The organism is Brevundimonas sp. AVps5, assembly GCF_058681515.1.
This window is the reverse complement of the sequence record NZ_CM178740.1, coordinates 1524181-1537129: the sequence shown is the minus strand read 5'-3', so window position 1 is coordinate 1537129 and position 12949 is coordinate 1524181. Positions and strand designations below refer to the sequence as shown.

The window sequence follows — 12949 nt, the reverse complement described above, 5'->3', positions numbered from 1 at the left end:
TCGCGGCCCGGAGGATGACGAAAGAAATGAAACCGCTTCAATCCGAAACGACCGTGACCATGCTCGACAAGACTTTCGATCCCAAGGCCGCTGAACCCCGTCTGTATGCTGAATGGGAGGTCTCCGGTGCTTTTGCGCCCAGGACCGATGGCGCGGCCGAGGCCTATTCGATCGTCATTCCGCCGCCGAACGTGACGGGCTCGCTTCACATCGGCCACGCGCTGAACAACACCCTGCAGGACATCCTGGCCCGCTATCACCGGATGCAGGGCAAGGCCGTGCTGTGGCTGCCCGGCACGGACCACGCCGGCATCGCCACCCAGATGGTGGTCGAGCGCCAGCTGGCGGCTGCAGGCAACGTCGGCCGTCGCGACATGGGCCGCGAGGCCTTTGTCGAAAAAATCTGGGAATGGAAGGCTGAATCCGGCGGGACCATCGTCCGGCAACTGCGCCGCCTCGGTGCCTCCTGCGACTGGTCACGCGAGCGGTTCACCCTCGACGAGGGGCTGAATGCCGCCGTCCGCAAGGTCTTCGTCCAGCTGCACAGGGACGGGCTGATCTACCGCGACAAGCGGCTGGTGAACTGGGATCCGCAGTTCCAGACGGCCATCTCGGATCTGGAGGTCGAGCAGCGCGAGGTCGAGGGCACCTACTGGCATTTCGCCTATCCGCTGGCCGACGGCGTCACCTACGAACACCCGATCGCTTTCGACGACGAGGGCAGGGCGACGGAGTTCGAGACCCGCGACTTCATCGTTGTCGCCACGACCCGGCCGGAGACCATGCTGGGTGACACCGGCGTGGCCGTTCATCCCGATGACGAGCGCTATGCGGGGCTGGTCGGCAAGTCGGTGATCCTGCCGATCACCCGCAGGCGTATCCCGATCGTCGCCGACGACTATGCCGATCCGACCAAGGGGTCTGGCGCGGTGAAGATCACGCCGGCGCACGACTTCAACGACTTCGGCGTCGGCAAGCGCGCGGGGCTGGAAGTCATCAATATCTTCGACAGCTTCGCACGCGTGAAATCGAGCACCTTTGACGACTTCGAATTCGGTCATCGAGCCGTTGTAAGCGGCGTCCAACTTGCGGATGGCGACGGGCTTGCCGGGCCAGCCACCGTTGATGTCATTCCTACTGAGCTGCAGGGGCTCGACCGATACACGGCCCGCAAGGCCATCGTCGCACGCGCCGAGGAAGAGGGCTGGCTCAAGCTAGTTGAGAAGGCGCGGATCATGACCCCGCACGGCGACCGTTCCGGCGTCGTCATCGAGCCGTGGCTGACGGACCAGTGGTACGTCGACGCCCACACCCTGGCCCAGCCCGCGCTGAAGGCCGTCGAGCAGGGCGATACGGTGTTCGAGCCGAAGTCCTACGAGAAGATCTATTTCGAATGGCTGCGCAACATCGAGCCCTGGTGCATCTCGCGCCAGCTGTGGTGGGGCCACCGGATCCCGGCCTGGTATGACGCCGACGGAAACATCTACGTCGCCGAGACCGAGGCCGAGGCCGTCGCCCAGTCGGGCGGCAAGGCCCTGACCCAGGACGAGGACGTCCTCGACACCTGGTTCTCCTCGGCCCTGTGGCCGTTCTCGACCATGGGCTGGCCTGAGAAGACCGAGGATCTGGAGCGGTTCTATCCGACCTCGGACCTCGTCACCGCCGCCGACATCATCTTCTTCTGGGTCGCCCGGATGATGATGATGGGTCTGCACTTCATGGACGAGGTCCCGTTCAAACGCGTCATCATCAATGGCCTCGTCCGCGACGAGAAGGGCCAGAAGATGAGCAAGTCCAAGGGGAACGTCATCGATCCCCTGGTGATCATCGATGAGTTGGGGGCTGATCCCCTGCGCTTCACCATGGCCATCCTGTCGGGCACCCGCGACATCAAGCTGTCGAAACAGCGGATCGAGGGCTATCGCAACTTCGGCACCAAGCTGTGGAACGCCGCCCGCTTCAGCCAGATGAACGAATGCGCGCGGGTCGAGGGCTTCGACCCCGCGACCGTCGAACAGACGATCAATCGCTGGGTCCGTGGCGAACTGACCCGGACCGAGCGCGCGGTGTCGGACGCCATCGAGGGCGGTCGTTTCGACGACGCGGCCTCGGCCCTCTACAGGTTCGTCTGGAACGTCTTCTGCGACTGGTATCTGGAGCTGGCCAAGCCGGTGTTCCAGGGTGCCGACGAGGCCGCCAAGGCCGAGACGCGGGCCATGACCGCCTGGACCCTCGATCAGACGCTGAAGCTGCTCCACCCGGTGATGCCCTTCATCACCGAGGAACTGTGGGCCGAACTGGGCAAGGAGGGGGCACCGCGTGACGAGGCGATGCTGATCAGCGCGGAATGGCCGGTGCTGCCCGACGTCTTCATCGACGCGGGCGCGGAGGCCGAGATCGGCTGGCTGGTTGATCTGGTCACCGAGGTTCGCGCCCTGCGCGCCGAGATGAACGTGCCGCCGGGTGCCAAGCCGCCGCTGACCTTCGTCGCTCCGGACCCTGCGACCTCCGACCGGGCGACGCGGCACCGCGACCTGATCCTGACGCTCGCGCGCGTGTCGGATGTCGCGACGGGCGGCGCCGCGCCGGCGGGAGCGGTGACCTTTGTGTCCGGCGGATCGGCCGCGGCCCTGTCTCTGGCCGGCATCATCGACCTCACGGCCGAGCGCGCGCGCCTGACCAGGGAAATCGCTGCTTTCGAGAGCGACGTCGGTCACGTGATGAAGAAGCTGGGCAACCCCAATTTCGTCGAACGCGCCGCCCCCGCCGTCATCGATGAGCAGCGCGCCAAGCTGGCCGAGGCCGAGGCCGGCAAGGCGCGTCTGGACGCAGCGCTGGCCCGGCTGGAAAGCCTTTAGCCCAGAATCGCGGGCATGGTCGGGCTGATCGACCGGGCGGCTATCAGCCTGTCAGGGCCGGTCAGCGGCAGGGCGAACACGAGGACGGCCAGGACGGCCAAGGCGAAGGCGACATTGAGATAGCGCATGGTCTGGTCTCCGGCAGCGACGTCGGCCCGGTTTCGACCGACGTCGCCATGGGGTTACGGGTGGGGGTTAAAGGAGGGGCGGGTCAGGCGGCCTTCTTCGGGGCGAAGGCATTCGCCTGGAACGCAGTGTCCACGGGCGTTTCGGCGATGTGGTTGACGTAGTTGGAGATGGTCTTCAGGCCGACGCCCAGCACCACCTCCAGCACATTGCCGGCGCTGTAGCCGGCCGCGATCAGGCGGTTCACATCAGCGTCCGAGACCCAGCCGCGCTCGCGCACCACGCGGGTGGAGAAGTCGCGCAGGGCTTCCAGCTTCGTATCGGCGACCGGACCGCCGTTCCGCACGGCGTTGATCACTGCCTGGTCCAGATGCTGGCCCTGGGTCACCGTTGTGTGGGCGGCAACGCAATAGTGGCAGGCGTTCTCGACCGAGGCGGCGATCAGCACGACTTCGCGCTCCAGCGGCGTCAGGTCGGACTTCTGATAGGCACCGGCGAGGGCGAGATAGCCTTCGATCACAGCAGGGCTCTCGGCGAACTCGCCGACCAGATTGGGCACGAGGCCGAAGGCGGCCTTGGCACCGGCGATGAAGGGGCGCGAGCCCTCGGGGGCGGATTCGACAGTGTGGACGGGGAACAGGGTCATGGGCGGTCTGCTTGAACGGGCGGACGCGGGGTGCGTCGTCGGAGAGGAAGGTGCGCCTGCGTTGTCTCCGCCAGTAGCCGCGGAGATCGTCTTTGACTTATGCGTCCCGCGCATGAAAACAGGCGGGATGGATCGCCTGTCCGCCCTTCGCCTGTTCGTCCGCGCGGTCGAGACCGGCAGCTTTTCGCGTGCCGGGCGCGACGCCGGCCTGTCCCAGCCCGCGACCAGCCGGGCCATTGCCGCGCTGGAGACCGATCTGGGTGCGAGACTGCTGCTCCGGACCACACGGCGGCTGTCGGTCACCGAGGCGGGCCAGCGGGTCTATGAGCAGGCCCAGCGCCTGCTGGCCGAGGACGCCGCCCTGCTGGAGGCGGCGGCCGGGGCTGACCGGGAGCCGGTCGGCCGGTTGCGGGTGTCGACCTCGGTCGTCTTCGCGACGGCTGAGGTTGCCCCGCAGGTGTCGGGATTTCTTGAGGCCTGGCCCCGGGTCCGGCTCGATCTGGCCGCGATGGATGCGCGGATCGACGCCGTGGCCGAGGGCGTCGACCTGATCCTGCGTCTGGGGTCACTGGCCGACAGCGGGATGACAGGGCGCAGACTGGGGTCCTATGAGCGGTGGCTGGTGGCCTCACCGGGCGTGGCGGCCTCGCTCCCGCCCGAGGTACCGCTGGAAGACCAGCTGGCGGGGCGGGCCATCGTCTTCTCCGGAATGGCGTCCGCGGGGCGCTGGGCCCTGACGGGGCCGGGAGGCGTGATGGCGTTCGAGGTGTCGGGCCCCGTGACATCGACTGCAGGAGCCGTAGTCCATGAGCTGGCCGTCGCCGGTGCAGGAATCGCCATGATGCCGTCCTTTGCTGTCCGGGCCGATGTCGCCACCGGACGGCTGGTCCGGGTTGCGCCCGGCTGGACCGGTCCGGCGCTGGATCTGACAGCGCTCTGGACCCATCGCGAACTGCCGCGCAAGGCGCGGGTGTTTCTCGACTATCTGACTCCGCGCCTGACCCTGGATGACCGCTGATGCGTCTCGATGTTCTTCTGGTGGCCAGGGGACTGGTCGAGAGCCGCGCGCGGGCACGGGCGGCAATTGAGGCGGGCGGCGTCACGATCGACGGCCGGCCGGCGCGCGCCGCCTCGCAGAATGTGGCGGAGGATGCCGTCCTGACCCTGGTGGAGGCTCACGGTTTCGTCGGTCGCGCGGCTTTGAAGCTGGATCACGCCCTGGCCCTTTGGCCGGTGACGGTCGAGGGTCGGGTGGTGCTGGATGTCGGGGCGTCGACCGGAGGCTTTACCGAGGTCTGTCTGGCGCGCGGGGCGGCGAAGGTCTTTGCGATCGACGTCGGCCAGGGGCAGTTGCATCCGAAGGTCTCGGCCGATCCCCGGGTCGTGAACCTGGAGAAGACCGACGCCCGGACGCTGGACGAGGCCCTGATCCCGGAAACGCCCGGCCTGATCGTCTGTGACGCCAGCTTCATCGGCCTGGCCAAGGTGTTGCCGGCGGCGCTGGATCTGGCGGCCGTGGACGCCGACCTGATCGCCCTCGTCAAGCCGCAGTTCGAGGGCGAAGGCCCGAAGGACGCCGGCAAGAAGGGCGTGGTCAAGGACCCCCAGGTCCAGCAGGATGCGGTCCGTCGGGTCTCGGACTGGCTCGTGACCGTCGGCTGGTCCGTCCAGGCCACGACGGAAAGCCCCATCACCGGGGGCGACGGCAACATCGAATTCCTGCTGTGGGCGCGTCGGGCGTAGGCCCTCGCTCAAGCAGCGAGCGACCGCGTCGCGAGCGGGAGTACCCCAACAAAATCAAACCGCCGGTGGATTGCTCCACCGGCGGCCTGTCACGACATCGATCGACAGGGGGGCTGAAAATTATCGACGCCGCGAACTCTGGCGATCAGCGCGGCAGCCAGCCGCGGCGCGGATCGAAATAGTAGTGGCCGTCAGCGCTGACCTCGTAGCCGTTCTGGTAGCGGCGGTCGTCCCGACGGTCGTTCCGACGGTCATAACGACGGTCGTCGCGGCGTTGGTCATCGCGATAGCCGCGGTCGTCATACCGGTTCGCCGAGGATGCGCGGTCGTCGTAGCGGTCCCGGCTGCTGTAGTAGGTCGGGGCCTGCGAGTAGGTGGTGTTCGAACGGCACTGGTCGTTCGAGGAACGGCCAACCTGCGCGCCGACGATGGCACCCAGCACGCCGCCGATGATCGAACCCTCGGTGCGGTTTCCACGACCCGAGATCTGCGACCCGGCGATGGCCCCGACGCCTGCGCCGATCAGGGCGCCCGCGCCCGTCCGGCCCTCACCCAGGGTCTGGCAACGATCGCGATATCCGTTGTCGTAGCTCTGGTTGCGGCCCTGATCGTAGCCGTAGGGCTGATTGTAGCCCTGGCTCTGGTTGTAGCCATTGCCGTAGCCGTAGGACTGGGCCGAGGCGGCGGCGGACGAGAGTCGCGGCGGCGGCCAGGGCGGCGGCGACAGCGGCGGATTTGACGAAGCCGGTCATAAGAGAGAACCCCTGTTCGGCGCCGGGAGGGTCCGGCGTCTTGTTGGGTCGATCTATGAGCCCGCCAACCTGAACGCGTTTTGAGCGTGCCGTTCATCTTCGTTCAGGTTTCAGATCAGCGTCAGACCTCGTTCGCTGGGGCCTGATCTGATCGGAAAACCGCTCACACTTTTCCGGATCAGGCCCTAGAAGCTGCCGATGACCATGACGCTGAAGATCGCCCATGTGGCCGGGCAGGGGGATGGCGTGGCCCAGACGCCCGCCGGGCCCGTGTTCGCGCCCCTGACCCTGCCGGGGGAGACCGTGCGGGGCGAGGTCGTCGACGGGCGAATGGAAGCGCCGGAGATCCTCGAGGCCAGTCCCGACCGGATCGCGGCGGTGTCGCCCCATTACGGAGACTGCGGGGGGTGTTCGCTGCAGCACTGGGCGGCCGGGCCCTATCTGGACTGGAAGCGCGATCTGGTCGTGTCGACGCTGGCGCGCGAGCGGATCGAGACCGAGGTCGAGGCGACGGTGGCGGTGCCGCCGGGGACGCGGCGGCGGCTGGCCCTGCATGCGCGGCGGCTGGAGGACGGGCGGGTCGTGCTGGGGTTCAAGGCGCGCAAGTCCTGGCGGCTGGTGGAGGTCTCGACCTGTCCAGTGGCGGATCCCCGGCTGGTGGCGGCCTTCCCGGCGCTGGCCAGGGTGGCGGCGGCGTTCCTCGAGCATCCGAAATCGGCCCCGACCCTGCATGTGACCTGGACGATGGACGGCCTGGACGTCGATGTGACGGGGGTCGAGCGCAAGTCCGGCGGCCTGTCGGCGGACCGGCAGATGCAGGCGATCCGGGCGGCGCGGGAAGTGGATGTGGCCCGCCTCAGCATGGCCGGCGAGACCCTGATGATGGCGCGCCAGCCCCGGGTTCAGTTCGGGCCGGCGACCGTGCCCCTGCCGGCGGGAGGTTTCCTGCAGGCCGTGCCGGAGGCCGAGGCGGCGATGGTCGAGCGGGCCGTGGCGGCGGTGAAGGGGGCGAAGAAGGTGGCGGATCTGTTCTGCGGGACCGGGACCTTCACCTTCCCCCTCGCGACCGTGGCCAGCGTGCTGGCGGCAGACGCCTCGGCGGCGGGGATCGCGGCGCTGAAGGCGGGCATCGGCTCGGCCAGGGGGATGAAGCCCATCACGGCGGAGGCGCGCGACCTGTTCCGGCGACCGCTGTCGCCCTACGATCTCAAGGGCTGTGAGGCGATCGTGTTCGACCCACCCCGGGCCGGGGCCATCGACCAGACGGCCCAGATCAAGGACACGAAGGCCTCGGTCGTAGTGGGCGTGTCGTGCAATCCGCAGACCTTCGCGCGGGATGCCCGGGTGCTGATCGACGCCGGCTTCCGGCTCGAGAGGGTCACGCCGGTGGACCAGTTCCTGTGGTCGGCCCACGTCGAACTGGTGGGCGTGTTCCGGCGCTAGGCCTTGCAGGCCCGGCTCTTTCCGAAGCCTGATTCATCGCCTCGCCAGAGCGCGACGGATCAGGCTTCAGGCGGCGGCCCGAGCGACTGTGGCTGCGCCGACCAGCGGCTCGAACAGATAGCGGGCCAGATGGCGGGCGACGGGGACGACGACGCCGTCGCCGGTCAGGTGGTAGGCGTCCGAATAGCCGCGCGGGAGGATGTAGGAGTCCGGCAGACCCATCAGCCGGGCGGTCTCGCGGGCCGAGATCAGGCGGGAGCGGGTGCGGGCGCCGTCGATGACGAGGATGGTCTGGCGGCTGGAGCCGCCCGACGGGGTGCGCAGGCAGCCGGCGACATCGTCGAAACGGACCTCGGCGCGTTGGGCCTTGATCCCTGCCGCGTCGGTGCGGGTGCGGCGGTAGACGCCCCCGACCATCCGGCGGCCGGCGCGTCGGGCGGCCTGGACCTTGGCGAGGTTGACCGGGGACATCAGGGACAGGAGGCGGTCGGTCTCGGCGGGGGTGTGCCAGGCGACGCCGTCGGGCCTGTCTTCGATCAGGTCGGCGAAGGTGGAGATGCGGCGCTCCGGCGGGGGCAGGTTCCACCACAGGGCGGAGGCGCGCAGGTCTTCGGGCAGGCGGTCGACGGCGCGGACGACGGCCGGGGTGTGGAAGGGGGCGATCGGGCCGGGGGCGGTCAGGTCGGCGGCGACGTCGGCTCCTGCGTGGATGCCGACGACGAAGAGGCGGGGGCGGGACTGGGGCACGAACAGGTCGGCGTTGATGACCAGGGCGCCGAAGCGGTAGCCGGCCCCGGCGAAGGTTCTGGCCATGGCCTCGAAATCGGCGCCGCCGCGCGAGGTCAGGGCGCCGCAGACGTTCTCGACGGCGACGAGGCGGGGCGCGCGGCCGTCTGCGGTCAGGCCGCGGACGAGGTCCCAGAAGGCGTAGAAGGTCCCGGAGCGTTCTCCCGCCAGGCCCGCGCCGTGCCCGGCGAGAGACAGGTCCTGACAGGGGAAGCTGCCCCAGACAAGGTCGGGCCTGCCGGGGAGGGCGGCGGCGTCGAGCGCGCGGACGTCGCCGACGGTCAGTTCGCCGCCGGTGCCCCAATTGGCCTGATAGGTCAGGCCCTTGCGCGCATCGAAGTCGTTGGCGAACAGACAGTCCCAGCCGGCACCGAGGCCCGCGCGGACCATGCCGCCTCCGGCGAAGAATTCGTAGAAGCCGGGCACCGGTTCAGGTCCGGGCGCTGAGGGAATCGCACATCGGGTCAGGGTGCCGACGGGGGCGAGTCGCGTCCATCGGTCGTTGGACTCTGAAAAAACAGAGTCCAATAGTGCAATTCAGAAAAAGCGTTGTTGTTGCAGGGTCTTGCGGCAAGGTCTTGATAGCGATTGTTTGCACTGTGTGGGCCTGTCGGCGCATTTCGTCGCGTTTCAGGGGCGATCGGCTGTCGCAGTCCAGGCATGTCAAAGACCCGCAGAACGAACACAAATTGGGCGGCGAAGGTCGACGATCAAGGGAGCTATAAGAAAAGATTCCGAACCTTCCTCCCTTCCGTTCGTCATCCTCCGGCGAGCGTAGCGAGACCGGGGGACCCAGCGGCGCGCGAGAGCGCGAACCCGTCGCGCGCGCCGCTGCTCGGGACATCGGGACTGAGCAGGTCGCCTTCGGCGCCTCCCCCGGTCCGATCTCCGATCGGCCGGAGGATGACGACGGGTCCCCCGGTCTGCGCCGCCAAGCGGCGGCTTGCCGGAGGATGACGAACGGAAGGGAGGAAGGGGGTTTGCCTACCCGAACAGCTCCAGTTGCGCCCGTGCATCGGCCGGCACCCTGAACTTCGTCACGTCGAGCTCACGCCTCGGCCCGTCTAGGCCGTAGCGTTTGACCGCCGCCTTGAAGCGGGCCGAGATCAGATCGGCGACGGGGCCGGTGCCCTTCATGCGCTGGGACCAGTCGGCGTCGTAATCCTTGCCGCCGCGCGTCTGGCGCACCAGGGACATGACGCGGGCGGCGCGATCGGGGCGGGCGTCGGCCAGCCACTCGGCGAAGAGGGTCTTGATCTCGAGCGGCAGGCGCAGGGTCACATACATGGCCGAGGTCGCTCCGGCCTTCGCCGCCGCCTCCAGCACCGATTCGAGCTCGTGATCGTTGAGGCCGGGGATGACCGGAGCGAAGCCGACGCCGACGGGGAAGCCCGCATCGGCCAGACGTTTCACCGCGTCGAGACGGCGCGCGGGCGTCGCGGCGCGGGGCTCCATGGTGCGGGCGAGGTCGCGGTCCAGCGTCGTGATCGAGACGTAGGCGCTGGCCAGGCCGTCGCGGCCCATTGGCCCCAGGATATCCACATCGCGGGTGATCAGGTTCGATTTGGTGATGATCGAGAAGGGCTGGCTGAACCGTTGCAGGACCTCCAGCAGGCCGCGGGTGATCTTCTGCGTTCGCTCGACCGGCTGATAGGGGTCGGTGTTGCCGCCTATGTGGATGCGCTTGCAGACGTACCGGCGCGCGGCGAGTTCCTGTTCCAGGAGACGCGGCCCTTCAGGCTTGAAGAAGAGCCGGCTCTCGAAATCCAGGCCCGGGGATAGGCCCATCCAGGCATGGGATGGACGGGCGTAGCAGTAGATGCAGCCATGTTCGCAGCCTTTGTAAGGGTTGATCGAGCGGTCGAAGCCGACGTCGGGACTGGTGTTCTTCGTGATGATCGTGCGGGCCTGTTCGGGCGTCAGGGTCGTCCGGAGCGGGGCCGGTGCCGCGTCGTCCGCCGTCCAGCCGTCGTCGAACCCCTCGTGCACGACGGGTTCGAACCGGCCGGTGGCGTTGGTGCGGGCACCGCGTCCTTTCTTGGGCTGGAGAGCGGGAGACATGAGGAGAGGCTATGGCGCGGAACGGAACAAATCAAGAACAATTCCGCCGTGAGTTTGCGTTCGCAGGACGCCGAATTCGCTATCCGACGCTCGCTCTTCGCGCGATAATCAGAGCCATCGCAGGGGAGCTGTCATGATCACACTCATCGTCATCGGCGTTATCGCCGTCATCCTGATCTTCGTGGTCATGGGGGCCTACAACCGGCTGGTCGCGCTGGACCAGAAGGCGGACCAGTCGTTCGCCGACATCGACGTGCAGCTGAAGCAGCGGAACGACCTGATCCCGAACCTGGTCGAGACGGTGAAGGGCTACGCCAGCCATGAGCAGGACACGCTGAACGCCGTGACCCAGGCACGCGCCGCCGCCGCCGGGGCCACCACGGTCGACGACAAGGTGACCGCCGACAACATGCTGACCGGGGCTCTGGGCAAGCTGTTCGCCGTGGCCGAGGCCTATCCGGACCTCAAGGCCAACACCAACTTCCTGGAGCTGCAGCGCGAGCTGGCGGATATCGAGAACAAGCTGGCCGCCGCGCGCCGCTTCTTCAACAATGCCGTGGCCGAGTTCAATGCGGTGCGGGCCCAGTTCCCGACCGTGCTGTTCGCCGGGATGTTCGGTTTCGGAACCGAGAAGCCCTTCTTCGCCGTGGACGCCACGGATCGTGCGGCGATGACCGCCGCGCCGCCGTCGGTGAAGTTCTAGGTTCTTATGGCCGCCGTCGGTCTCCAGACCCACATCTGGGCGAACAACACCCGGTCGACCCTGCTGCTGGCGGGGTTTCCGGTCATGCTGGTCGGCGTCATCTTCGGGATCCAGCTGATCCTGATGGGACTGGGCTATCTGCCAAATTCAGGCGGGACGCTGGAACAGGACATTGCCCTGGCCCTGACGATGTTGTGGGGCACGATTCCCCTGGCGATTGCCATCGCCGGGCTCTGGTTCTTCATTGCCTGGAACGGCAATCAGGCCATCATCGACGGCCTGACCGGCGCCCGCAAGGTCGAGCGTTCGGCGGAACCGGAGATCTATAACCTGCTGGAAAATCTGGCCATTTCCCGCGGCCTGACCACCCCGACCCTGAGGATCATCGAACAGCCGGAGTTGAACGCCTTCGCCTCGGGCATCCGCGAGGGTCACTACAGCGTGACCGTTACCCGGGGCCTGATCGCGGCGCTGGACCGTGACGAGATGGAGGCGGTCCTGGCCCACGAACTGACCCACGTCATCAACAAGGACGTGCGGACCATGGTGATCGCCTCGATCTTCGCCGGCATCATCACCGTGATTGCCGAGATCGTCTTCCGCGGGATCTTCTATCTGCGTGGAGGCAAGGACAACAAGAACGCCGGCCCGCTGCTCGTGATCGGCTTCATCATCGCCCTGATCGGCTTCGTCCTCGCCATCGTCATTCGGCTGATGCTGTCGCGCAGCCGCGAGTTTGTGGCCGATGCCGGGGCGGTCGAACTGACCAGGAACCCCGACGCGATGATCTCAGCCCTGCGGAAAGTGTCCGGCCGGTCGCGGCTGGAAGCGCCCGATGAGCTCCAGGGTCTGTTTCTGGACAATCGCAAGGAGGGTTTCGTCGACGGCCTGTTCGCCACCCATCCCTCGATCGACAAGCGCGTGGCGGCCCTGGTGAAATTCGGCGGCGGACGCGATCCGGGGGCCTGGGATCCGGACCTGCTGGAGACGGGCCTGCCTGTGGGTATGGCCGTGCCGCAGACGACCTCGACCGCAGTTCCCCACAGCTAGTCGATCCGCATCCAGCCGAGCGGCTTGAGCACTTCCATCGGCCGGAACTGCGCCTTGTAGTCCATCTTGGGCGAGCCCTCGACCCAGTAGCCCAGATAGACGAAGGGCAGGCGCACGGCCTGGGCCTGACGCACGTGATCCAGGATGGCGAAGACGCCCAGCGACCGCTTGACCCTGTCCGGATCGAAGAAGCTGTAGACCATGGACAGGCCGTCGGAGAGCAGGTCCGCCAGGGTCACCGCCACCAGATCGCCCGGACCCTCGTCGGTGGAGGGCAGGCGGTATTCGATCAGATGGGTGCGGACCGCCGTGTCCTCGACCATGGCCAGATAGTCGGGCCAGGTCATGTCGGTCATGCCGCCGCCGGGGTGGCGTCGGGCGAGATAGCGTTTCAGCAGGGCGAACTGCTCCTGGGTCGCCTCGGCCTCCACCAGGTCACGAGACAGGTCGTCATTGCGGGCGAGGACCTTGCGCTGGCCGCGCGAGAAGACGAACTCCGGTGCCGGCAGGCGCACGGAGACGCAGGCGTCACAACCCTCGCAGGCGGGGCGGTAGGCGATGTTCTGGCTGCGGCGGAACCCGGCATGGGTCAGTTCGTCATTGACGTGGGCCCCGTCGGAGAAGGGCAGGTTGGCGAACACCTTTCGCTCGGTCATGCCGGGCAGGTAAGGGCAGGGCGCGACCGCCGTCATGAAGAAGCGAAGCTGGCGTGTCGGTACGTGCTGCGTCACGTCACTACGTCCGCATCCGATTTCGTCCGGGGTGTGGCAGGCACGCTTCC

The 12949-nt window shown here is 67.6% G+C and carries 12 protein-coding genes; 6 read left to right on the top strand and 6 right to left on the bottom strand.

Annotated elements, in window-relative coordinates; genetic code table 11:
* The first annotated feature begins 59 nt into the window (after positions 1-59).
* The gene (locus tag ACW18A_RS07905) at positions 60-2858 is read left to right on the top strand and encodes a valine--tRNA ligase (RefSeq protein WP_492024369.1); all 2799 of its coding nucleotides are present in this window, start codon (positions 60-62) and stop codon (positions 2856-2858) included.
* Here the strand turns inward: ACW18A_RS07905 and ACW18A_RS07900 are convergent.
* Together ACW18A_RS07900 and ACW18A_RS07895 are read right to left on the bottom strand one after the other, a co-directional pair.
* Positions 2855-2986 (bottom strand): hypothetical protein, encoded by a 132-nt coding sequence (locus ACW18A_RS07900; protein WP_492024220.1) that lies wholly within the window; start codon positions 2984-2986, stop codon positions 2855-2857. The two genes, ACW18A_RS07905 and ACW18A_RS07900, sit on opposite strands and share 4 nt — an antisense overlap.
* Positions 2987-3069: 83 nt before the next feature.
* Complete coding sequence (locus tag ACW18A_RS07895; protein ID WP_492024219.1) at positions 3070-3630, bottom strand: carboxymuconolactone decarboxylase family protein; 561 nt, start codon at positions 3628-3630, stop codon at positions 3070-3072.
* Positions 3631-3757: 127 nt separating this feature from the next.
* On the opposite strand from ACW18A_RS07895, the gene ACW18A_RS07890 reads away from it, so the two are divergent.
* Complete coding sequence (locus tag ACW18A_RS07890; protein ID WP_492024218.1) at positions 3758-4648, top strand: LysR family transcriptional regulator; 891 nt, start codon at positions 3758-3760, stop codon at positions 4646-4648.
* Complete coding sequence (locus ACW18A_RS07885; protein WP_492024217.1) at positions 4648-5373, top strand: TlyA family RNA methyltransferase; 726 nt, start codon at positions 4648-4650, stop codon at positions 5371-5373. The genes ACW18A_RS07890 and ACW18A_RS07885 overlap by 1 nt, the downstream gene beginning before the upstream one ends.
* 145 nt (positions 5374-5518) lie before the next feature.
* Here ACW18A_RS07885 and ACW18A_RS07880 read toward each other — a convergent pair whose 3' ends face one another.
* Positions 5519-5815 carry a hypothetical protein gene (locus tag ACW18A_RS07880; protein WP_492024216.1) on the bottom strand — a complete coding sequence of 99 codons (297 nt, stop codon included), beginning with the start codon at positions 5813-5815 and terminating at the stop codon, positions 5519-5521.
* A 514-nt stretch (positions 5816-6329) separates the two neighbouring features.
* On the opposite strand from ACW18A_RS07880, the gene ACW18A_RS07875 reads away from it, so the two are divergent.
* Entirely contained in the window at positions 6330-7568 is a 1239-nt protein-coding gene (locus tag ACW18A_RS07875; RefSeq protein WP_492024368.1) for a class I SAM-dependent RNA methyltransferase, read from the top strand.
* Positions 7569-7634: 66 nt separating this feature from the next.
* Here the strand turns inward: ACW18A_RS07875 and ACW18A_RS07870 are convergent, their stop codons facing one another.
* On the bottom strand, positions 7635-8780 hold the full coding sequence (locus ACW18A_RS07870) for a DNA cytosine methyltransferase (RefSeq protein ID WP_492024215.1): 1146 nt from the start codon (positions 8778-8780) through the stop codon (positions 7635-7637).
* A 558-nt stretch (positions 8781-9338) separates the two neighbouring features.
* A complete protein-coding gene (locus ACW18A_RS07865; protein WP_492024214.1) occupies positions 9339-10415 on the bottom strand; it encodes a PA0069 family radical SAM protein in 1077 nt (358 codons plus the stop codon).
* Positions 10416-10548: 133 nt separating this feature from the next.
* Between ACW18A_RS07865 and ACW18A_RS07860 the strand changes: the two genes are divergently transcribed.
* Positions 10549-11118, top strand: coding sequence for a LemA family protein (locus tag ACW18A_RS07860; protein ID WP_492024213.1), 570 nt, complete (start codon positions 10549-10551; stop codon positions 11116-11118).
* A gap of 6 nt (positions 11119-11124) precedes the next feature.
* Entirely contained in the window at positions 11125-12168 is a 1044-nt protein-coding gene (locus ACW18A_RS07855) for a M48 family metallopeptidase (protein WP_492024212.1), read from the top strand.
* On the opposite strand, the gene ACW18A_RS07850 is transcribed toward ACW18A_RS07855, so the two are convergent.
* Complete coding sequence (locus ACW18A_RS07850) at positions 12165-12899, bottom strand: arginyltransferase (RefSeq protein WP_492024211.1); 735 nt, start codon at positions 12897-12899, stop codon at positions 12165-12167. The two genes, ACW18A_RS07855 and ACW18A_RS07850, sit on opposite strands and share 4 nt — an antisense overlap.
* Positions 12900-12949 lie beyond the last annotated feature (50 nt).